This is a genomic window from Trinickia acidisoli, from assembly GCF_017315725.1.
Taxonomy (GTDB): domain Bacteria; phylum Pseudomonadota; class Gammaproteobacteria; order Burkholderiales; family Burkholderiaceae; genus Trinickia; species Trinickia acidisoli.
Map to the genome: position 1 here is coordinate 940,253 of NZ_JAFLRG010000002.1, position 22,863 is coordinate 963,115.

Below are 22,863 nucleotides of genomic sequence, written 5' to 3' on the forward strand. Positions count from 1 at the left end.
GCGAAAATAATTAACGCATCATTTCATCGTTGCTTATTGAAGTATGAGATATATTTTAATGATGAATGGTTTTTATAAAAACAGATAAAGCAATGCCAGTGAAGTTCAATTAATCAGGCGCTTGGACGCGATCGCCCCCTTCGGCAATGCGATCTCATTGCCGACTGCTTGCCTGCTGATTCGACGGCTTGACGCCGTTCCACTGCCAACCGCCACCCAGGTTCTTGACGAGTCCGACGCTGCTTTGCACGAGCAGCGAGCGCGTATCCTGCAGATTCTGGTCGGCTTGCAACAACGTAAGCTGCTGCGTCAGTAGGTTCAACTCGCTCGCCGTACCTGCCGAAAGCTGCGCCTTCTCGCTCGCGAACAGCGCCTGATTGCGTTGATAGATATTCGCGTAGGCATCCGCTTGGCGCGACAGATGCGTCCATGACGACAGACTGTCTTCGACGCTCTGGAACGCCGCGAGCACCGTCTGTCGATAATCGGCGACTTCCTCGTCGTAAGTCGCGCGCGCCCCGCGCACGGCTGCCGATCTCGCTCCGCCGTCGAACAATGTCGCTGCAAGATCGGGACCAAGCGTCCAGACACGGCTAGGCAATGAGAACAGATGCGCGAACGTATTGTGCGAAAAACCGCCTTCGGCGCTCAAATCGAGTATGGGGAAGAACGCTGCCTCGGCCACGCCGATCTTCGCGTTGGCCGCGGCCGCGGTGCGCTCGGCGGCAACTACGTCGGGGCGCCGCTCGAGCAGTTGCGAAGGCAGCGCGAGCGGCACGGCCGGCGTCTCGAACCGGTAGTCGAGCCGCGGCGCGAGCGCGAACACCGCCGGCGGCTCGCCGAGCAGCACGGCGATCGCATGCTCGTCCTGCTCGCGCGACGTCTGCGTCGACTGCAACTCCGCGATCACGGCTTCGAGCGTGTCTTGAGCCACGAGCACGTCGTCGTTCGATGCGGTGCCTTGCGTATAGGCCGTGCGCGTGATGTCTAGAATCCGCTCATCGATGCTGCGCTGCTTCGTCAACGATGCGATGTCGAGATCGGCCTGCCGCAGCGCGAAATAATCCGTCACGACGCTCGCGGCAATCGACAGCCGCTCGCCCGCCAGTTGCGCATCGGTCGCCTGCGCGCTGGCCTTGCTCGACTCGATCTCGCGCCGGATTTGCCCCCACAGATCGGGCTCCCAGCTTGCCGCCAGGTTCGCACTGACGACGTTGCGCACGCCCGTGCTGGTGCTGGTACTGCTCGTCACCGCGGCGGGCCCGCTGCCGCTGCGTGTAGCCGATAGCCCCGCCGAAACCACGGGGAAGAGCGAGGCCACGCTCGAATCGACACTCGCCTGCGCGACGCGGTAGGCCGCCTCCGCGGCCGCGATCGACTGATTGGCATGCAGCGATTGTTCGACGAGCCCCGTCAGCGTGGGATCGCGATAGATCTCCCACCAGGTGCTCGACAGCGACGCCTGCGGATTGGCCTCGGCCCGCTGCCAATCGACCCCCTCCTTGAATGTGGCGGGAATCGCGACTGTCGGCGTGTGGTAGTCGGGGCCGACCGCGCAGCCGGCCAGGCACAGCAGCGCGATCGCCGCGCAGCAGCGGCGTACCGTGAAGCCGGGCCGCGCGCTTGCGAACGGGACAGGGGAGTTCGTCATGATGATGCTTCCTTCATACGACGGCGACGCAAACGTTGGTAAGCGCGGTCGAGCCAGAGATAGATGACGGGGGTCGTATAGAGCGTGAGCATCTGGCTGAACAGTAGCCCGCCGATGATGGAGATGCCGAGCGGCTTGCGGAATTCGGACCCGTAGCCGGAGCCGAACACGAGCGGCAGCGCGCCGAGGATGGCCGCGCTCGTCGTCATCATGATCGGGCGGAAGCGGATCAGGCAGGCGCGCGTGATGGCTTCGTCCGGCGGTAGCTTGCGCTCTCGCTCTTCGGTAATGGCGAAGTCGATCATCATGATCGCGTTCTTTTTGACGATGCCGATCAGCAGCACGACGCCCACGAGCGCGATGATCGAGAGTTGCGTGTGCGTAGCGAGCAACGCGATCATTGCGCCGACGCCGGCCGAGGGCAGCGTCGAGAGAATCGTCAGCGGATGCATCAGGTTCTCGTAGAGCATGCCGAGCACGATATAGACGGACAAAATCGCGGCGAGCACGAGCAGCGGCTCGCTCGCGACGGCCTGCTGGAATACCTGCGCCGTGCCCGCGAACTGGCCGACGATGCTGGCCGGCATCCGCAATTGCGCAACGGCCGCATCGACCTCGCGCGTGGCATCGCCGATCGAAGCGCCGGGCGCCAGGTTGAACGATGCGGTCACGGCCGGGAACGTGCCCTGATGGTTGATCGAGATCGCCGTGCGGCCAATCGTGAAATGCGCCACGGCCGCGAGCGGCACGAGCGCTTGGCCGCTCGACAAGGCAGCCGTCGATGGCGTGCCGGCCGGCGCGCCCGTGCCGCTCGCCGCTTTCGGAAACAGCGCCGAACTCGCACTCGTTGCCGTGCCCGAGCCGCCCGTCGAGCCGCCCGCTGCCGCGCTCGGCGCGCCGGCCGGGACGTAGATGCCCTGCAGCGCAGCCGGATCGGTCCAATACTCAGGCGCGAGTTCCATCACAACGTGATATTGATTCGCCGATCGGTAAATCGTCGAGACCTGGCGCTGACCGAACGCATCGTAGAGCGCCTGGTCGATCGAATCGAAGTTCACACCGAGCCGTGCGGCCGTATCGCGACTCACCTCGACGCTCGCCTGCATGCTGTTGTCCTGCTGGTCCGTGTTGACGTCTTCGAGGATCGGGATCTTGCGCATCGCGGCTACGACCTTCGGCACCCAAGTGTCGAGCTCGCTTTGGTCGTCGGCCGTCATCGTGTACTGGTATTGCGCGGCGCTTTGTCGCCCGCCCACCGTGATGTCCTGGGACGACTGCAAATAGAGCCGCGCGCCGGGCACATCCGAGAGCTTGCGGCGTATCTGCGCGATGACGGTGTCGGCCGTCACCTTGCGCACGCCGAGCGGCTTCAGCGTCACGAACATGATCGCCGTGTTGATCGAATTGGTGCCGCCGATGAAGCCCCCGACCGCCTCCACGTTCGGGTTCTGCAGCACCTGCTGCGTGATCTTCGTGAACTTCTGCTGCATGAGCCGATACGAGATGTTCTGCGAAGCCTGAATCGAGCCGATCAGGCGCCCCGTATCCTCCTGTGGGAAAAAGCCCTTCGGCACGATCACATAGAGCGTCACGCTCAGCACGATCACGAGGATCGTGACGATCCCCATCAGCGATGGGTGAACCATCACCCAATGCAGTGTGCGTGCATAGAAGCGGTGGAAGCGCGAATCCGGATACTCGCCTTCGTTGTGCCCAGCATGCTCCTTGCGCAGCGCGACGCTAGATAGCATCGGCGTGACGGTCAGCGAAATTACCATCGAAGTCAGGATCGCCGCGGCGAGCGACACCGAAAATTCGCGGAAAAGGCGCCCGACGATACCGCCCATCAGCAGCAGCGGAATGAAGACGGCGACGAGCGAGATACTGATCGTCAGCACCGTGAAGCCGACTTCGCGCACACCTTGCAGCGCGGCCAGCATGGGCGGCTCGCCGCGCTCGAGGTGCCGCATGATGTTCTCGACGACCACGATCGCATCGTCGACGACGAACCCGGTCGAGATCGTCAGCGCCATCAGCGAAAGGTTGTTCAGGCTGAAGCCGAGAAAGTACATCACGCCGAACGTGCCGAGCAGCGAGAGCGGCACGACGATGGCCGGCACGAGCGTCGCGCGCCAGTTGCGGAAGAAGACGAACGTGACCGCGGTGACGAGCAGGATCGAGATCATGAGCGTGATCTCGACTTCGATCAGCGAAGCGCGGATCGTCGTCGTGCGGTCCATCAGAATGTTGAGCTTGATGGTCGGCAGGATCGACGACTCGAGATACGGCAGTTCGGCCTTGACGTTATTGACCGTATCGATGACGTTGGCGCCGGGCTCTTTGTAGATGATCAGCAGCACCGCGGGCTTGGCGTTCGAAAGCCCGTAGTTCTCGAGGTTCTCGACGTCCTGGCGCACGTAGCCGAGATCGGAGATGTGCACCACATCGTTGCCCGACGCCCGGACAACTAGGGGCCCATAGTTAGCCTCGTTGTAGAGCATGTCGTTCGCGCCGATCGTATAGCCGACCCCGCCGAGCGCGGCCGTGCCCTTCGGCAAGTCGACGTTTGCAGCCGCGATGACACTACGGACTTGCTCGAGGCTGATGCCGTAATGGCTCAAGCGATCGGGGTTCAGTTCGACACGCACGGCAGGCAGCGCACCGCCGCCGACCGTCACGTCGCCGACGCCGGGCGTCTGCAGCAGCTTTTGCTGGAGGACGGTGGACGCGGCGTCGTAGAGCTGCCCGCGCGTGGCCGAATCGGAAGTCAGGCTGACGATCAGGATCGGCGCATCGGCCGGATTGACCTTGCGATAGGTCGGATTGCCGTCGAGGTTCGCGGGCAGATTCGTGCGTGCCGCGTTGATCGCAGCCTGCACGTCGCGCGCCGCGCCGTCGATGTTGCGGTTCAGGTCGAACTGCATCGTGATGCGCGTCGCGCCGAGCGAGCTGACCGAGGTCATCTGCGTGATCCCGGCAATCTGCCCGAACTGGCGCTCGAGCGGCGTTGCCACCGAGGTCGCCACGGTGTTCGGATCGGCGCCGGGCAGGTGCGCGGTCACGTTGATGGTCGGGAAGTCGACCTCGGGCAATGGCGCGACGGGCAGCAGCTTGAACGCGAGCATGCCGAAGAGCGCGATGCCGATCGCGAACAGCGTGGTCGCGATCGGGCGCCGGACGAACGGCTCGGACAGGTTCATTGCGCGTCGCTCCGCGGCTCGACGCGTGGGCGTGAGGTGCTTTCGATGCGATGCAGCGCAAGGTACATCACGGGTGTCGAGAACAGCGTCAACAACTGGCTCACTGCGAGCCCGCCGATGATCGCGATACCGAGCGGCTGACGCAGCTCGGCCCCCATGCCCGTGCCGAACGCGAGCGGCACCGCGCCGAAGAGCGAGGCCATCGTCGTCATCAGAATCGGCCGGAACCGTAGCTCGGCCGCGCGGCGGATCGCATCGATCGCCGAGAGTCCTTCGTTGCGCTCGAGATCGAGCGCGAAGTCGATCATCATGATCGCGTTCTTCATGACGATACCGATCAACAGCACGATGCCGATCAGGCCGATGATGTCGAACTGCGTGCCCGTCAACACGAGTGCGCCGAGCGCACCGAGCGCGGCCGAGGGCAGCGTCGAGAGGATCGTCACCGGATGGATGAAGCTCTCGTAAAGAATGCCGAGCATCAGATAGACGACGATGATCGCCGCCGCCACGAGAAACGCTTCGTTCGAGAGCGAGGACTGGAACGTCGCCGCCGAGCCTTCGAGCGAAGCCTGTACCGAGGCCGGTAGGCCGATGCGCTGCTCGACGTCGGTCAGATGCGAAAGCGCCGTGCCAAGCGAGTAGCCGGACCCGAGGTTGAACGAAACGTCGGCATAGGGAAACTGGCCCTGGCGATCGATCATCACGGGCATCGGCACGATCTTCACGCGCGCCATGGTCGCGAGCGGCGCAACGCCGCCCGACGATGTATCGACGTAGAGGTTGTCGAGCAGATGGGCCGGGTCGCTCGACGTGCTGTCCGCGGTCAGCACGACATGGTACTGGTTGAGCTGCGTGTAGATCGTCGAGACCTGGCGCTGACCGAACGCGTCGTAGAGCACGTCGTCGATCGCCTGCGGCGTAACGCCGAGCCGCGAGGCGCTCGCGCGGTCGAACGTCAGCTCGATCTGATTGCCCTTCTGAAGCGACTGGCTCTGCACGTCGGCGAACGCCGGATCTTGGCGCAGCGCGGCAATCAGCTTGCCGGCCCAGAGATCGAGCGTGGCTGAATCGGTCGACTGCAAGCCGATCCGATAGCTCGTCGTCGACACGGTGTCATCGAGCGTCAAGTCCTGCACCGGATGGAGGAACAAACGCATACCCGACTCGCTCGCCGTCGAATCCGACAAGCGCCGGATCACCTCGGCTGCTCGGTCGCGGTCGCCCACGTCCTTGAGGTTGATCAGAATCGTGCCCTGGTTCAGCGACGGGCTCGTCTGATTGATACCGATGAACGACGACAAACTCGCGACGGCCGGGTCCTTGAGGACCTGACGAACCAGTTGCTCTTGCTTCTGGACCATGTGCGGGAACGAGATGCCGGGCGCCGCCTGCGAGATTCCTTCGAGGAGCCCCGTGTCCTGCTCGGGGAAAAAGCCCTTCGGCATTGCATAGAGGATCGCGAACGTCAGCCCGGCCGTCACCGCGAGCGAGACGAGCGTGGCCACACGATGCTCGAGCACCCACCCGAGCGCCTTCACGTACTGCGCGTTGATGCGATCGAAGAAGTCGGCGCGGTGCTGCTCGCTCGCATGTTCGTCATGCGGCTTGAACATGCGCGAGCACATCATCGGCGTGAGCGTCAGCGAAACGAACGCGGAGATCACGATCGCAATCGCGAGCGTCAGCGCAAACTCGCGGAAGAGCCGCCCGACCACGTCGCCCATGAAGAGCAGCGGAATCATCACGGCGATCAACGAAACCGACAGCGAGATAATCGTGAAGCCGATCTGCTTCGCCCCCTTGAGCGACGCCTCGAGCGGCGTCAAACCCATTTCGAGGTAGCGCGAGATGTTCTCGATCATCACGATCGCATCGTCGACGACGAAGCCGGTGGCCACCGTCAGCGACATCAGCGTGAGATTGTTCAGCGAGAACCCGAGCGCATAGGCAATCGCGAGCGTGCCGATCAACGAAAGCGGGACCGTTACGGCCGGAATGACGGTGGCGGCGATCTTGCGCAGAAAGATGAAGATGACCATGACGACGAGCGCGACCGCGACGGCCAGCTCGTATTCGACGTCTTTCACCGAGGCGCGGATCGTTTGCGTGCGGTCGGTCAGCACGTCGACCTTCAGCGTACCCGGCAGGCTCGCGCGCAGTTGCGGCAGCAGCTTCTGTACGCGATCGACGACGTCGATGACGTTCGCACCCGGTTGACGCTGTATGTTGAGAACGATCGACGGCTTGTCGTTGGTCCAAGCGGCCTGCCGCAAGTCTTCGGCGCCATTGACGGCCTTCGCGACCTGCGAGAGCCGGATCGGCGCGCCGTTCTTGTAGGCGATCACGAGATCGGTATAGTCGTCGGCCGACTGTAGCTGGTCGTTCGCGCCGATCGAGTACGACTGGAACGGACCATCGAGATTGCCTTTCGCCTGGTTGACGTTGGCATCCGCGAGCGCCGTGCGCACATCGTCGAGCGACATTCCGAGCGCGTTCAACGCGCCCGTGTTCGTCTCGATGCGCACGGCGGGGCGCTGCCCGCCGCTGATCGTCACGAGGCCCACGCCGGAAATCTGCGAGATCTTCTGCGCGAGACGCGTATCGGCGAGGTCCTCGATCTTCGTGAGCGGCAGCGTGTCGGAGGTCAGCGACAAGGTCAGCACGGGCGCATCGGCCGGGTTCACCTTGCTGTAGACAGGCGGGTAGGGCAGGTTGGCGGGCAAGTAGCTTGCCGATGCGTTGATCGCTGCCTGCACTTCCTGCTCGGCCACATCGAGCGATTCCGATAGATCGAACTCGAGCGTGATCAGCGAGACGCCGTTCGAGCTGGTCGAGTTCATCGTCTTGAGGCCGGCCATTTCGCCGAGCTGCACTTCTAGCGGCGCGGTGATCGACGAACTGACGACATCGGGCGCGGCACCCGGGTACTGCGTGTAGACCTGGATCGTCGGATAGTCGACTTCGGGCAGCGCCGAGACGGGCAGCAGGTGATAGCCGAGCAGGCCCGCGAGCAGCACTGCCACCATCAGCAGCGCCGTCGCGATCGGCCGTTCGATGAAAGGACGGGAGACGTTCATCGGGCAATGATCAGTGCGAAACGACGCGCACGAGCGAGCCGTTATCGAGCTTGTCGGCGCCATCGGTCACGACCTGCTCGCCGGCCTTCACGCCATTGCCGAGCACGGCTGTGTCGTTGCCGGTGACGGGCCCTTCTTTGATGTTGCGCAGTTGCGCCTTGTTGCCGGGCCCCACGACGAAGACGAAATCGCCGTTGGTGCCATGCTGGATCGCCGCGGTTGGGATCACGGGCACCTGACTGAGCAGGTCCGCCTGCATGCGCGCGTTGACGAACTGGTTAGGGAAGAGCGCATCGCCGACATGCGGGAATACGGCACGCACCTTGACCGTGCCCGTCGTCGTGTCGACCTGATTGTCGAGCGCGAGCAGCGTGCCCGTCGCGAGCAGCGTGCGCTTGTCGCGATCGTAGGCGAGCACCTTGACGGGGCCGCGCCCCATCGCCGTATGAATACGACCTAGATAGTCCTCGGGCACGGCGTAGATGACCGTCGCGGGCTCGAGTTGCGTGATGACGGCCATGCCGGTCGTGCTCGTCGTGCTCACGTAGTTGCCCGGATCGACGAGCCGCAAGCCGATCACGCCATCGACGGGCGAAGTGATCGTGCAGTAGCCGACCTGCACTTGCAGGTTCTTCACGTTGCCCGCGTCGGCCTGCACGGTGCCTTCATCCTGCGCCACGGTGGCCGTCTGCGTGTCGAGTGTCTGCTGGGTAATCGAGCCGACCTTGATCAACTGCTGATAGCGCTTGAGGTTCAAGCGATCGTTCGTGAGCGTGGCCTTGTCGTGCTCGAGCGTACCCTGGGCCTGCTGCAGTTCGGCTTCGAGCTGGCGCGAATCGATATGGGCGATGACCTGCCCCTTATGAACGCTCTGGCCTTCCTTGAAATCGACCGAGTCGAGAATGCCGTTGACCTGCGTGATGAGCGTGACGGTGCGAACCGGCGTCACCGTGCCGAGCGCATCGATGTAAACAGGCACGTCCGCGAGCTTGACCGCGACGGCGGTGACCGGGGTGCCGCGCGGCGCTGCCGTGGGCTTGTCGGCACCGTGCGCGAAATGGGTTGCCGTCGCCCACACGGCGACGCATGCTAGCAGCCCCGCGGTGGCCAGCACCGGCCAGCCGAAATGTGTTCGTTTCATAAGGCCTCGTTCGGCCATCGGCTGCGGCACCGTCGTCTCGTGACGCCATCATCGGGACACGGCGCCGCGCAGCGTATGGTCATGCATGAAGGGGGAAACAATTGCGGGGGCATAATGGCAAGAAGCGTGCCATCGATGCCCGCTCGACTCGGCGGGCGGTTCACGACGGGCGCTGATCGTCAGCCGTCGGGAATCGCGACGGCGACTGTCGTGATTCCCGACACTCGTGCACCGATTTCGCGCGCAAAGTCCGATCGGGGCCGCCGGCGAGGCCGAGCGGTCCGTGTCCCGCACGCCGCGACGATCGCGGCGATCATCTGGCACGGCTTTCGCGTACGATAATGCCCGTCGATTTCTCAACCGCAACCTGCATAAACCGGAAACAGGCGATGCTCCGATCCCTGCGCGGGCGCCTCATCGTGCTGCTCGCTTTGCTCGTCTGCGCGGCCCTCGCATCGGGAATGCTGATGGTCGGGCTGTTCCATCAGTCGGCCGCCGCCCAGCTTGCCCAGGCCGCCACCGAGAACAGTCGAGCCTGTGATGCGATCGCCTCCGCCTATCGCCAATACAGCGTCACGCACCCTCGGCTCGTCGATACGACCAACTACACGGCGCTCAGCGAACAGCTCAACACCATGCTGGAGCGCTCGCTGCGCGAACGTCCGACCGTCCAGGGCGGCATCTGGCGCGACACGACAGGCTCGCTCGCGTACGCCTTCCCGACCTACGTCGGCGCGGTCAAGCGCACGACGCCGCCCGACGGCGAACTGCCGAGAATCCGCGCGATCAATGCAGCCGCGGTAGGCGGCGATCATACGGTCAGCCAGCATTATGGGAGCCAGTCGCAGACCCTGCTGCTCGCCGCCTGTCCGCTGCCAGGCCCGATTCCCAATCTAACTGCCTGGACGATGAGGTGGACGTTGAACTTCCCGAGCCGCAGCTATCACCAATTGATGGCCGGGCTTGGCGTCCTGCTCGCAACCGTGCTCGCGGCCGCGGTGCTGCTTACCCATTTGACGATGACCTGGTCACGCCATGTATCGCAGATCGAAGCCGCACTCAATACACATGATCTGGCCGAGCTTCCCGTGCTGCCCGCAACGCGCGAGCGCGAACTCGACCGTATCGTGCTCGCGCTCAACGAAGCCGGCGGGCGCCTTTCGGCCGCGCGCCGCCGCGCCGATACGCTTGCGCGGCAGATGGCGACGGCCGAGCGACTCGCGGCGATCGGGCGCGTGGCGGCCGGCGTCGCGCATGAGATCCGCAATCCGATCGCCGCAATGAGACTCAAAGCCGAAAGTGCGGTCGCGGCCGGGCCCGAACGGCAACCGCAGGCGTTACAGGTGATCCTTGGGCAGATCGAACGACTCGATGCGCTCGTGCGGCGCTTACTCAGCATCACCGAGCATGATGAGCCGCAGCGCGAGCGCGTGCGCATCGGCCCGTTTCTCGATGCGAGCATCGCGCAGCACGTCGACCTTGCTGGCGCGAAGCGTCTGACGATTAGGCACAGCGGCGATCTCGACGAGGCGCGCTTCGATCCGAACCAGGTGCAGCGCGCGCTCGACAACCTCGTGCTCAATGCGATCGAGGCCGCGCCGCCTGGCACGGCGATCGAAATCTCGGCACGGCACACAGCCGAGGCCGCCGTCTTCTCCGTGCTCGATCAGGGTGCCGGGCCGCCGGCGCAGATCCTCGATCATCTGTTCGAGCCGTTCGTCACGGGGCGCCCGGACGGCACGGGGCTTGGCCTCTCGATCGTGCGCGAGGTGGCGGAGGCGCACGGCGGCTTTGCTCAACTCGTGCCGACGCCCCAAGGCACCCTCTTCGAAATCGTTCTGCCATGGCCCAAGTCCTGATCGTCGACGACGACGAGACTATGCGCGATGCGCTCGCCGAGGTCGTCCGCGACCTCGGCCACAACGCTTGCCTTGCGCCGAACGGCGCGGTCGCGCTCGACCTGCTCGACCGCGAAGCGATCGATGCGGTGTTGCTCGACCTACGGATGCCGGGCATCGATGGGCTCGAAGTGCTCAGGCGCATGCGCGAGCGGCCCGTCATGCCGGCGGTAACGGTGTTGACCGCACACGCGACCGCATCGAACACGATCGAAGCGATGCGGCTCGGCGCGTTCGACCATTTGACGAAGCCGATCGGCCGCGACGACCTCGCTCGCGTCATCGAACGCATGCTCAGCAGCGTGGTGGGGACGCAATCGCCCGCGGCGAGCGCCGAGCCCGAGACGCTGGTTGGTTCGAGCGATGCGATGCGCACGGTGCAAAAGACGATCGGCGTGCTCGCCGACAGCGACGCGACGGTGCTGATCACGGGCGAGACCGGCACAGGCAAGGAAGTCGTGGCGCGCGCGATCCACGAGCACGGCCGGCGCCATCGCGGCCCGTACGTCGCGGTCAATTGCGCGGCGATTCCGGACGATCTGCTCGAAAGCGAGCTATTCGGCCACGTGCGCGGTGCATTCACGGGGGCAACCGCCGATCGTGACGGCGCGTTCCGGCAGGCCGAGCATGGCACGTTGTTTCTCGATGAGATCGGCGACATGGGGATCGCGATGCAGGCCAAGATCCTACGCGCGCTGCAAGAACGAATCGTCACGCCGGTCGGCGGCAGGCCGATTCCGGTCCAGGTGCGTGTGATCGCCGCGACGCATCACGATTTGACGCGCGCCGTGCGCGAGGGCACGTTCCGCGAAGATCTCTACTATCGGCTGCACGTCGTGCCGATCCACCTGCCGCCGCTGTCGGCGCGTATTGCCGACATCGTCCCGCTCGCCGAGTATTTCTTGGCGCGCGCGGGGGTGCGTAAGCGCTTGTCCGCCGACGCCGCCGCGCGCCTGATCCGCCACGGCTGGCCCGGCAACGTACGCGAACTGAAGAACGCGATGGAGCGCGTCGCGGTAATGGTGCGCGGCGAGTACATCCATACGACCGACCTCGTCTTTCTCGAGCAGGATCGCGAACCCGGCGAGCCGATCGTCGATTGGCCCGACGAGGACTTGCCGTCGGCGCTCGCGCGGCTCGAGGAGATGCTGATACGGCGTGCGCTGAAATACAGCGGCAACAACCGGACCGATGCGGCGCGGCGGCTCAATATCAATCGGCAATCACTTTATGTGAAGCTCAAGCGATATGGGATCGAATCGCCGGACGAAGATGCCGGCGCGGCCGAGACGGATCATTCGAATGGCTCGAATGCTGCGCCGCCGCGGCGCAGTGGGCCGGGGGCGTAGTCTTATTGGTCAGTCTGCGTTACGCTGCGGACTTGCGAATGGGCAACGACCACGTGACAATGCCCAGTGAAAACGGCGAGCCTCTGGCGGAAAAGCGCCGCGTTCGTCTTGATGCTTGCTTTGGTTGTGCCCAGCAGGAGGCGCCTGCCGTGCGTACCAAGCTTTGCCGGTGGGCCGGAGTCCTCTGTCATCTGAAGGCAGTCATCGTATCCGGAGGCTGGTATGAGCCAGGCATCGCCCGCCCCAGCGAAGCGCTCGAGCCTTTCCCGCGTGGTGATTGCGGTCGTGGTGCTCGTGCTCGTCGCGCTCATCGTCATGCATATTCTTCACAAGAAGGCGCCCGCGAGCGGCGCGGCGCGGCAAGTGGTGACGGTTGCCGCCGCGACGCTCGGCGCGATGCCGGTCGTCCTGTCCGAACTCGGCACGGTCACCCCGATCGCCACCGTTACCGTGCTGCCGCAACTCAGCGGCTATCTGGTCGAGGTCGGCTACCGCGAGGGGCAGGACGTCGTGAAAGGGCAGTTTCTCGCCCAGATCGACCCGCGCCAATATGAAATCTCGAAGCAGCAGGCCGAGGCGCAACTCGCCAAGGACAAAGCCTCGCTCGCGCAAGCCCGCTCCGACCTCGCGCGCTACTCGCAGCTCTACGAAAAGAAATCGATCGCCGAGCAGACCTACATCGATCAGAAGTTTCTCGTGCAGCAGGACGAGGCCGCGGTCAAATCCGACGAAGCCAACATCGCGCAGTTCGCGCTCGATCTCACTTATTGCCATATCACCTCGCCCGTTTCCGGACGGGTAGGCTTACGTCTCGTCGATCCCGGCAACTACGTGACGGCGTCGAGCCAGCCCGGCATCGCCGTCATCACGACGATGAAACCGACCACCATCGAGTTTACCGTGCCGCAGAACTCGCTCGGTGACGTGCTGCAGCGCTTCAACGCGGGTGCGAAGATGACGGTGACCGCGTACAGCAGCGACAACACGCGCGAGGTCGGCACCGGCACGCTCTACGCGATCAACAACCAGATGGCGACGGCCACCGGTACCGTCTCGATGCGCGCGACGTTTGCGAACGACGACGAAGCGCTGTTCCCGAACGAGTTCGTCAACGTGAAGCTGCTCGTCGATACGATGCAGAACGCGGTGCTCGTGCCGACGCCCGCCGTGCAAAGCGGCGCGCCCGGCGACTACGTCTATCTCGTCAATGCCGACCAAACCGTGTCGGTGCACAAGGTCACGCTCGGGCCGAGCGACGGCAAGCATACGGTGATCGCGTCAGGCCTCGCGGCCGGCAACACCGTCGTCACCGACGGCATGGACAGGCTCTCCGACGGCGCGAAGATCCAAGTCGCGCAGGCGCGGCCCGCGGCCAGCGGCGCAGCCGCGGCGTCGGCGCCCGGCGGTGCGAGCGGTACGCACCACCGGCGCGAAGCGAGCGCCGCGTCGCAAGCTTCGTAAGGCGCGAGGCGCACGCCGATGAACATCTCGCGCCTCTTCATCCTCCGGCCGGTCGCCACGTCGCTGCTGATGATCGCGCTCGTGATGCTGGGGCTCGTCGCCGTGCGCTTCCTGCCGGTGTCGTCGCTGCCCAACGTCGACTATCCGACGATCCAGGTGCAGACGTTCTACCCCGGCGCGAGCCCGACCGTGATGGCAACCACGGTGACCGCTCCGCTCGAAGTGCAGCTCGGCGAGATCCCCGGTTTGCAGCAGATGATTTCGTATAGCTCGGAAGGCGCGTCGGTCATCACGTTGCAGTTCGATCTATCGCTGAACCTCGACGTCGCGCAACAGAACGTCCAGCAGGCGATCAACGCGGCCAACAGCTTTTTGCCGAGCGGCCTGCCGGCGCCGCCGACCTACGCGAAAGTGAATCCGGCCGACCAGCCGATCCTCACGCTCGCGGTAACGTCGAAATCGATGTCGCTGACGCAGTTGCAAGACGCCGCGAACAACCGGCTCGCCACGAAGATCTCCGAGGTGTCGGGCGTGGGCGTCGTCACGACGGCGGGCGGCAACGTGCCGGCCGTGCGCGTCGAAGCCGATCCGCAAAAGCTCGCGGCCTACGGCCTCAATATCGACGACTTGCGCTCGCTGCTGGCGAACGTCAACGTGAGCCAGCCAAAAGGCAACTTCGACGGCCCGGAGCTCGACTACACGATCAACGCGAACGATCAGATCTCGGACCCGCAAGACTATCTCGACGCCGTGATCGCCTACCAGAGCGGCGCGCCGGTCTATCTGCGCGATGTCGCGCGCGTGAGCCAGGCGGCCGAGGATGTGGAGCGCGGCGCCTGGTACGGCCGTACGCCCGCGATCGTGCTGAACGTGCAGCGGCAACCGGGCGCAAACGTGATCGCCACGGTCAATCAGATCAAGAAGCAACTGCCGATACTCGAATCGACGCTGCCGGCGGGCATGCAGGTGACGATCGTCGGCGACAGCACCGGTGTGATCCGCTCGTCGGTCTCCGATGCCGCATTCGAACTCTTGCTCGCGATCGCGCTCGTCGTGGCCGTGATCTTCGTGTTCCTGCGCAACGTGCCGGCGACGGTCATCCCGAGCATCTCGGTGCCGGTGTCGCTCGTCGGCACGCTCGCGGTGATGTACGAGCTCAACTACTCGATCGACAACCTCTCGCTGATGGCGCTCATCATTGCAACGGGCTTCGTCGTCGACGACTCGATCGTGATGATCGAGAACATCGTGCGCTATCTGGAGGAGGGCATGAGCCCGCTCGAAGCGGCGCTCGAAGGGGCAGGGCAGATCGGTTTCACGATCCTGTCGCTGACCGTTTCGCTGATCGCGGTGCTGATTCCGCTTCTGTTCATGGGCGGCGTGATCGGGCGACTGTTCAGTGAATTCGCAATCACGCTCGCGGTGACGATCGTGATTTCGGCCGTAGTGTCGCTGACCGTCGTGCCGATGATGTGCGCGCGGATTTTGCGCGCGCAGGCGCAGCGGCACCCGAGCCGCTTCGAGCGCATCAGCGAAGGCCTCTTCAACAAGACCCTCAACGCCTACGACCGCGGCCTGCGCTGGGTGCTCGAGCATCAGATGCTCACGCTGCTCGTCGCGCTCGGCACGCTCGTGCTGACCGTCGTCTTGTACATCGTCATACCGAAGGGATTGTTCCCGGTGCAGGACGTCGGCGTGATCCAAGGCATCAGCGAAGCCGACAACTCCGTGTCGTACCACGCGATGGTGACGCGTCAGGCGGCGCTTGCCGACGCAATCCTCAAGGATCCCGACGTCGTGTCGGTCACGTCCTACGTCGGCATCGACGGCACCAACACGACGTTGAACAACGGGCGTTTTCTCATCAACCTGAAGCCGCGCGACGACCGCTCGCTCACGGCCCAGGAAATCGCGCGCCGCTTGCAGGACGAAGTTGCCGATGTGCCCGGCATCAAGCTCTATGTGCAGCCCGAACAGGACTTGACGCTCGATACGACAATCTCGCCGAATCAATACAAGTTCGTGCTGCGTGGCCCGAGCCAGCAGGCGTTCAACCAGTACGTGCCCGCGCTCGTCGAGAAGATGAAGCAGATTCCCGCGATCACGGACGTTCAGAGCGACCTCGACACCGACGGCATGAGCGTGAACGTCGAAGTGAACCGGCAGCTCGCGGCGCGCTACGGCATCACGGCGGCGACGATCGACAACGCGCTCTACGACGCGCTCGGCCAGCGCATCGTCTCGACGATCTTCGAGCAGTCGGACCAATACCGTGTGATTCTCGTGGCCAAGCCCGAATCGCTGTCCAACGTAGCGTCGCTCGGCAATCTGTATCTGCCGAGCCAGACGGGCAGCAGCGGGCAAGTCCCGCTCAAAGGCATCGCGAAGATCAGCATCACGCGCTCGCCGCTCGTCATCAGCCATCTCGCGCAATTCCCCGCGGTGACGATCTCGTTCAACCTCGCGAAGGACGCGTCGCTGTCGACGGCCGTCGATCGCATTCGCGCGGCCGAAAAAGCGGTCAACCTGCCGCCGTCGATCCAGTCGGCGTTCCAGGGCACGGCGCAGGCGTTCGAGGATTCGCTCTCCAGCGAGGTCTATCTGCTGATTGCCGCGCTCGCCGCCGTCTATATCGTGCTCGGCGTGCTCTACGAGAGCTATATTCATCCGGTGACGATTCTCTCGACGCTGCCGTCGGCCGGGATCGGTGCGCTGCTCGCGCTGATGATCGCGGGCAGCGACTTGGACGTGATCGGCATCATCGGCATCGTGCTCTTGATCGGCATCGTCAAGAAGAACGCGATCATGATGGTCGACTTCGCGCTCGTGGCCGAGCGCGTGCACGGCAAGCCGCCGAGGGAAGCGATTTTCGAGGCGTCGCTGCTGCGCTTCAGGCCGATCCTGATGACGACGCTCGCGGCCATGCTCGGCGCGCTGCCGATGCTGCTCGGCACCGGCACGGGCTCGGAGCTGCGCCGCCCGCTCGGCCTTGCGATCATCGGGGGGCTGATGTTGAGCCAGCTACTCACGCTGTTCACGACGCCCGTCATCTATCTGATGTTCGACCGGCTCGCGCAGCGCGTGCGTAACCGGAGCAACCGGAGCAACCGGAGCAACCGGAGCAACCGGAGCAACCGGAGCAACCGGAGCGCGCCGTGAACATCTCGGCCATCTTCATCCGGCGGCCCGTCGCGACCACGCTGCTTGCGATCGCGATTGCGCTGTCGGGTGTGCTGGCCTATTTCCGTCTGCCCGTCGCGCCGCTGCCCAACATCGCTTATCCGGTCGTCGTCGTGCAGGCGAACATGGCGGGCGGTAGCCCCGAAATCATGGCATCCACGGTGGCCGAGCCGCTCGAGCGGCGCCTCGGCACCATCGCGGGCGTGAACCAGTTGACGTCGATCAGCTATACGAGCTCGTCGATGATCATCGTCGTGTTCGACTTGAATCGCGACATCAACGGCGCCTCGCGCGACGTCGAAGCGGCGATCCAGGCCGCGCGTGCCGACTTGCCGACGACGCTGCGCAGCAACCCGTCTTACCGCCAATACAATCCGGCCGACGCGCCCGTGATGGTGCTCGCGCTCACCTCCGATACGCTCACCACGGCCCAGCTCTACGATTCCGCCGATTCGGTGATTCAGCAGCAGCTCTCGCAGATTTCGGGTGTCGGGCAGATCACGCTGGGCGGCGGCGCATTGCCGTCGGTGCGAGTCGAATTGCAACCGGGCAAGCTCACGAGCTACGGCATCGGCCTCGAAGACGTGCGCGCGGCGATCGCGGCGGCCAATGCGGACAGCGCCAAGGGCCACATCGACCAGGGCGACCAGCGCTACGAGATCCTGTCTAACGATCAGATCAGCACGGCCGCGCCCTACAAGGATCTGATCGTCGCCTACCGCAACGACGCACCCGTCAAGTTGCGCGACGTGGCCGAGGTCATCGATTCGAACGAAAACATCCGCAATGCGGGGCTGTACAACGGAAAGTCCGCCGTGCTCGTGATCGTCTATCCGATGCCGGGCGGCAACGTGGTCAAGACGGTCGAGCAAATCCGCTCGCGCTTGCCGATCATCGAGGCGGCGCTGCCGAGCAGCATCCACGTCGGCATTGCGATCGACCATTCGCAGTCGGTGAAGGCGTCCGTCGACGATACCGAACGCACGCTGTTCATCGCCGTGCTGCTCGTGATCGGCGTGGTGTTCATCTTCCTGCTGTCGCCGCGCGCCACCCTGATTCCGGCCACCGCGCTGCCGTTATCGATCGTCGGCACGTTCGGGCCGATGTACCTGCTCGGCTACAGCATCGACAATCTCTCGCTGATGGCGTTGACGATCGGCACCGGCTTCGTCGTCGACGACGCCGTGGTGGTGCTCGAAAACATCGTGCGTCACGTGGAGGCGGGCATGCCGCCGCGCGAGGCGGCGTTGCAAGGCAGCGCCGAAGTCAGCTTCACGGTGATTTCCATGAGCTTGTCGCTGATCGCGGTGTTCCTGCCGATCATGCTGATGCCGGGCATCCTCGGCCTGCTGTTTCATGAGTTCGCGATGACGCTGTCGATCGCGATCCTGATCTCGCTCGTGATTTCGCTGACGGTCACGCCGACGATGTGTGCCTACGTGCTCACGCGCCAGAGCGTCGAGCATTCGAAGTCGCGCTGGGCGATGTGGATCGAAAGCCAATTCGACCGCTTCAAGAACATGTATTCACGCACGCTGCATGCCGTGCTCGACCATGCGCTATTGATCGGCCTCCTGCTGATCGGTTTGCTGGCGGCGAACGTGTTCCTGTTCCGGCTGCTGCCCGCGACGTTCTTCCCGGAGCAGGACACGGGCATCCTGATTGGCCAGATCATCGCCGACCAGAGCATCTCGTTTCCTGCGATGAAGCAAAAGCTCGCGCAGTTGCAGGGCATCGTGCAGCAGGATCCAGCCGTGGCGGCCGTCGCCGGTTTCACGGGCGGCCGCGCGCTCAATACCGCGAACGTCTTCATCGAACTCAAGCCGCTCAGCGAGCGACATCTTTCCGCGACCGAAGTCGTCAACCGGTTGCGGCCGAAGCTCAATGCCGTATCTGGCGCTCGGCTCTTCCTTCAGGCACAGCAGGACTTGCGGATCGGCGGCAGGCAATCGGCGGCCGAGTACCAGTACACGCTGACGAGCGACGATCCCGATGCGCTCTTCAAATGGGTGCCGAAGCTCGTCGCGGAGCTCGGCAAGTACCGCACGCAGATGACGGACGTGAACTCGGACCTGCAACAAAACGGCTTGCAGACCTATCTCAGCATCAGCCGCAGCACTGCGATGCGCTACAGCTTCGCGCCGAACCAGATCGACAACGTACTGTACGACGCGTTCGGTCAGCGTACGGTCTCGACGATCTACAACGCGCTCAACCAGTACTTCGTGGTGATGGAGGTGGCGCCGCCTTACTGGCAATATCCGCAGACCCTCGACAACGTCTTCCTGAGCACGGCGGCCGGCAACGCGAGCGGCACGAACCAGACACAGATGCCCGGAGGCACCGTCTCGGCGGTCCGGCAAGCAGTAGCGGTGAGCGGCGCGCAAAGCGCCGCCGAGACGACGAACTCGCTGAACGCGAATGCCGAAGCGAACCAGCTCACGAACAGCATTTCGAACAGCAAGGGCGGCAGTTCGAGCGGCAGCGCCGACAGCACGGCGGCCGAAAGCATGGTGCCGCTGCCCGCGATGGTGACCTACGCCAGCAATCACACGGCAACGCAGGTGAACCACCAGAGCGGGCTCGTTGCCGCGACGGTCTCGTTCAACCTGCCGACGGGCGGCTCGCTCAGCGAGGCCAAGACGGCGATCGACAAGGCCGCGCTGGCGATCGGCATGCCCGCATCGATCCACGGCGCGTTCGCCGGCGCCGCGCAAGCATTCGCGCAGTCGTTGTTCGCGATTCCTTTGCTGATCCTCGCTGCGCTGATCGTCGTCTACATCGTGCTCGGCGTCCTCTACGAAAACACGATCCACCCGCTCACGATTCTCTCGACACTGCCGTCGGCCGGCATCGGCGCAACGCTCGCGATGCTGATCTTCGGGACGCCGTTCTCGGTGATCGCGCTGATCGGGATCATCCTCTTGATCGGGATCGTGAAGAAGAACGGGATCATGATGGTCGACGTCGCGATCCAGTTGCAGCGCCAGCAAGGCATGGACGCGAAGCAAGCCATCCACGAAGCCGCCGTGATCCGGCTGCGGCCGATCATGATGACGACCGCGGCCGCCGTGCTCGGCGCGGCGCCGCTCGCGGTCGGCATCGGGCAGGGCGCTTCGCTGCGCCAGCCGCTTGGCGTGACGGTGATGGGTGGCTTGATCTTGAGCCAGGTCTTTACGCTGTACACGACACCTGTGATCTACCTCTACCTCGACCGTCTGCGCGCGAGGCTCGTGAAGTGGAGCGCGCGGCTGCCGTGGAACCGCCGACCGGATACGAGTGCATGACGATGAAGACATTCTCCAAACCGCTGGCCGCCGTCATGATCTTGCTGCTCGGCGGCTGTATGGTGGGGCCCGACTATCGCAAGCCCCAAGTGGCCGTGCCCGCGCATTATCAAGAACTCGAAGGCTGGACCGAGGCCGAGCCCGACGCGGCGGCGGGGCCGAAGGGCGATTGGTGGACCGCGTTTCATGATCCGCTGCTGGACGAGTTGGAACCGCTCGTTAGCGTGTCGAACCAGACCGTGCGTCAAGACTATGCGAACTACCAGCAGGCGCTCGCCGAGGTGCGTGTCGCGCGCAGCGCGCTGTTTCCGACACTAGGCGCGACCGGCTCCGTCACACGCGCGCGCACCTCGACGGGCAGCCTCGCTAGCGCGAGCAGCTCGCGGCTCGGCAACTTCCAGGCCGTGAACAACTCCGGCTCGCTCGAAGGCAGCGTGAGCTGGGCGCCGGACTTATGGGGCCTCGTGCGTCGCCAGATCGAAGAGAGCGCGGCCACCGCGCAGGCGAGCGAGGCGACGCTTGCGAACGCGACGCTCTCGGAGCAGATCGCGCTCGCCACGGCCGTCATCGATCTGCGCATCACCGACGCCAACATCGATCTTCTCCAACGCACGGTCGAGGCGTACACGGGATATCTGCGAGTCGTCGCCGATCAAGACAAAGCGGGCACCGTGCCGCCGTCCGATCTCATCACCGCGCGCACCCAGCTCGACAACGCGCGAGCGAGCCTGATCGCGCTCGGCATCGCCCGCGCGCAGAACGCGCATGCGATTGCGGTGATCGTCGGCAAGAACCCCGAGGATCTCACGATTGCGCACAGCCCGGCGCTGCCGATACTGCCGACGATTCCCACCGGCGTGCCGTCGACGCTCTTGGAGCGCCGCCCCGACATCGCCATTGCCGAGCGGCAAATGGCGTCGGCCAACGCGTCGATCGGCGTCGCGGTGGCGGCTTATTACCCGTCGATTTCGCTCTCGGCGCTCGACGGCTTCACTCAATCGCCGCTCAACGGCCTGCTGCGGATCGGCAACTACGTGTGGTCGCTCGGCGGCAGCGCCACCGAGACGATCTTCGACGGCGGCGAACGCAACGCCGAAGTCGCCGCCGCGAAGGCCGCTTACGATGCCGCCGTCGCCAACTATCGCGGCGCTGTGCTCACGGCGTTCCAGAACATCGAGAACGACCTGGCCGGGCTACGTATCCTGGCACAACAGGCCGATGCGCTGGCCGCCGCCGTGCGCGACGCGACGCGCGGCACCGAAATCGCGCTCAACGAATATCAGGCAGGCACCGTCGACTACACGACAGTCGCGACCGCGCAGACGACGCAACTCACCGACGAGCAAAGCGCGTTGAATGTCCAGCAACAGCGGCTTCTCGATGCGGCGTCGTTGATTGGCGATTTGGGGGGAGGGTGGTCGGCGGATACGCTGCATGATCCGCGGCGGCAGCCGCAGCGTGCATGGGTGCCGTGATAACAACACGCGTGAACGGAGCGGTGGCGCGACCGAACGCATTGATATTCGGTCGCGGCAGATCTCAATTTGCAGATTGGTCGACGGCACGTCGTGAGAACGAATACACGCCGTTTACAGCCAGGAAAACAATTTGTCGATAATGGATTGGTGATCGGCAGGCGGCATCGGTGAAACATAGTCTGTATCGACTTCCTCTTCGCTAGCCCAATTGCGGTCGTACTGAGCAGTCAATTGGTTCGGATCGGCGAACGAACCATCCGGCTTGAGACCGCCTGCAGAAATCATCAATTCGTCGTCGTTGACGTAGGGATTGACTGGATCGGAACCCGGTTTGGACGGCATGGAGATGACGACGCCGAGCCCCGTACTGCTGCCGTCAAGATTGTAGCCGTTGAGGTTGTACGCGACATCCACCGAGATGGCGGGCGTATTCACAGTGCCGCATTGCAGCGTCACCTCTTGCTGGGGACCTTGAGTGAAATAGTCGTCGGGATCTGGGGCGAGGTCCTCGGAATGAAGGCCACCCTGATTGACGATGTTGCCGTCGACATATGAAAACGTCGCTGCGCGTGTTTTTCCGGTATTCGGGTCGACGCGAGGCTTGCCCGTACTCGGGTCGTATGCAGTCACGGTAACGGTATCGTTCGCATGGTCGACGACGACCGAACCGACCGTTTGATTCTGATTGTTCTCGAGCGTTGCGGTTGCCGTCACGCCGTGTCCGTCGACGCCCCAGACGAGATGAGCATTGCCGGCTGTGATTCCCGAATCGGCCTTCTTCGCGGGCGGCGGGTTATGTTGCGGCGGCGTCGAATCGGGAATATAGCCAATCCGTGCATGGATCGGAGCAGTACCTGTGGGATACACGTTAGTTCTCCTAAGTAAATACCGAAAACCCGAGCGCGAAACGGCGAACCACGGTTGCCGCTCGCAACGTGCATCATCCCAATTGCCTCGAACGCGGTGCACGTATTGATGGGCCGGAATTATGTGCGACGCCCCACGCGTTCGAAGGGCTTCGTTCCGTAGTCCGCGCCATGACAATTCGATGAAACCCTTCGCAAACTGCGAACCCGGGTCGTTACTTACGAGAGTTAGTAGCACTTGCAACGTCGGTGTAAGTAGCAAGCGCCCCATA

11 protein-coding genes are annotated in these 22,863 nt (G+C 64.1%); 6 read left to right on the top strand and 5 right to left on the bottom strand.

The window, feature by feature from the left end; genetic code table 11:
- Nucleotides 1-154: 154 nt before the first annotated feature.
- The 4 genes from J3485_RS22715 to J3485_RS22730 are packed head-to-tail and all read right to left on the bottom strand — an operon-like array spanning nucleotide 155 to nucleotide 9,072.
- A complete protein-coding gene (locus J3485_RS22715) occupies nucleotides 155-1,651 on the bottom strand; it encodes an efflux transporter outer membrane subunit (protein WP_206956565.1) in 1,497 nt (498 codons plus the stop codon).
- A complete protein-coding gene (locus J3485_RS22720) occupies nucleotides 1,648-4,851 on the bottom strand; it encodes an efflux RND transporter permease subunit (RefSeq protein WP_206956566.1) in 3,204 nt (1,067 codons plus the stop codon). Before J3485_RS22720 ends, J3485_RS22715 begins: the two co-directional genes overlap by 4 nt.
- Nucleotides 4,848-7,931: an efflux RND transporter permease subunit gene (locus tag J3485_RS22725; protein ID WP_206956567.1), complete on the bottom strand. Its 3,084-nt coding sequence runs from the start codon at nucleotides 7,929-7,931 to the stop codon at nucleotides 4,848-4,850. Before J3485_RS22725 ends, J3485_RS22720 begins: the two co-directional genes overlap by 4 nt.
- Before the next feature lie 10 nt (nucleotides 7,932-7,941).
- Nucleotides 7,942-9,072: an efflux RND transporter periplasmic adaptor subunit gene (locus J3485_RS22730; RefSeq protein ID WP_206956568.1), complete on the bottom strand. Its 1,131-nt coding sequence runs from the start codon at nucleotides 9,070-9,072 to the stop codon at nucleotides 7,942-7,944.
- A gap of 389 nt (nucleotides 9,073-9,461) precedes the next feature.
- On the opposite strand from J3485_RS22730, the gene J3485_RS22735 reads away from it, so the two are divergent.
- The 6 genes from J3485_RS22735 to J3485_RS22760 all read left to right on the top strand — a co-directional run bounded on the left by J3485_RS22735 (nucleotide 9,462) and on the right by J3485_RS22760 (nucleotide 21,722).
- A complete protein-coding gene (locus J3485_RS22735) occupies nucleotides 9,462-10,931 on the top strand; it encodes a sensor histidine kinase (protein ID WP_206956569.1) in 1,470 nt (489 codons plus the stop codon).
- Nucleotides 10,916-12,319 (top strand): sigma-54-dependent transcriptional regulator, encoded by a 1,404-nt coding sequence (locus J3485_RS22740; protein ID WP_206956570.1) that lies wholly within the window; start codon nucleotides 10,916-10,918, stop codon nucleotides 12,317-12,319. Before J3485_RS22735 ends, J3485_RS22740 begins: the two co-directional genes overlap by 16 nt.
- Before the next feature lie 222 nt (nucleotides 12,320-12,541).
- Entirely contained in the window at nucleotides 12,542-13,780 is a 1,239-nt protein-coding gene (locus J3485_RS22745) for an efflux RND transporter periplasmic adaptor subunit (protein WP_206956571.1), read from the top strand.
- Nucleotides 13,781-13,798: 18 nt separating this feature from the next.
- Complete coding sequence (locus J3485_RS22750) at nucleotides 13,799-16,939, top strand: efflux RND transporter permease subunit (protein ID WP_206956572.1); 3,141 nt, start codon at nucleotides 13,799-13,801, stop codon at nucleotides 16,937-16,939.
- Nucleotides 16,936-20,247, top strand: a complete 3,312-nt coding sequence (locus J3485_RS22755) for an efflux RND transporter permease subunit (protein WP_206956573.1) — start codon at nucleotides 16,936-16,938, stop codon at nucleotides 20,245-20,247. Before J3485_RS22750 ends, J3485_RS22755 begins: the two co-directional genes overlap by 4 nt.
- Nucleotides 20,244-21,722 (top strand): efflux transporter outer membrane subunit, encoded by a 1,479-nt coding sequence (locus J3485_RS22760; protein ID WP_206956574.1) that lies wholly within the window; start codon nucleotides 20,244-20,246, stop codon nucleotides 21,720-21,722. Before J3485_RS22755 ends, J3485_RS22760 begins: the two co-directional genes overlap by 4 nt.
- Nucleotides 21,723-21,836: 114 nt before the next feature.
- Here the strand turns inward: J3485_RS22760 and J3485_RS22765 are convergent, their stop codons facing one another.
- Nucleotides 21,837-22,592: a hypothetical protein gene (locus tag J3485_RS22765; RefSeq protein WP_206956575.1), complete on the bottom strand. Its 756-nt coding sequence runs from the start codon at nucleotides 22,590-22,592 to the stop codon at nucleotides 21,837-21,839.
- Nucleotides 22,593-22,863 lie beyond the last annotated feature (271 nt).